This window comes from Microbacterium testaceum (genome assembly GCF_001476655.1).
Lineage (GTDB): Bacteria > Actinomycetota > Actinomycetes > Actinomycetales > Microbacteriaceae > Microbacterium > Microbacterium testaceum_C.
Genome location: NZ_LDRT01000276.1, coordinates 1 through 648, shown reverse-complemented (window position 1 = coordinate 648; position 648 = coordinate 1). Strand labels below are relative to the sequence as shown.

The window sequence follows — 648 nt, the reverse complement described above, 5'->3', positions numbered from 1 at the left end:
CGGGGCGTGCAGGTGATCGACCAACGGCATGTGAGCGGACGAGACGCCGAACGCCCGGCGCAGCCACACGAACACGATCAGGGCGATGAAGCCCGTGAGCAGTTTGTCGATGACGGAGGTGAGGATGTTCGTCGAGAAGGCCGCGGCGATGAGCGGCAGCCCGAGATGCTCGAGAGACACCGTGACGGTGTCGGACCCGTGGCCGGAGAGACCGCCGAACAGGAACACGCCCAGAGGGGCTCCGACCGACGTGCACGCGACGGCCACGAGCAGGTTGAGCTGGAAGTAGCGCACGATGTCGCCCCCCATGCCGAAGCGCCGGATGCCGTACCCCCACACCAGCGCCCCGGCCACGTTCACGAGGGCGAAGGGCGCGGCGCCCGGAGCGCCGACGACGAAGCCCAGGAGGTTCGTCATCATGCCGACGGCCACGCCGTACCAGGGGCCGAACACGATCGCCGTGACAGCGGTTCCCGCCATGTCGAGGTAGATCGGCAGGTGGAGCTCCTGCACCACGACGAGTCCCGCGAGATTGAGCACGAGGCATCCGAGGATCGTCAGGGGCGCATACCGGCGTGGCGTCGGGTGCGGAGGCGAGAGGAGGGTGGTCTCGGCCGGCGTGGGGGCCTCGACGGGGGCGACCGGGCG

Annotated in this window: 1 protein-coding gene; it reads right to left on the bottom strand. The window is 69.6% G+C overall.

From position 1 onward, the window contains the following. Positions 1-648: hypothetical protein (locus tag NS220_RS20350; RefSeq protein ID WP_058625483.1), on the bottom strand; the 648-nt coding region annotated here is incomplete at both ends.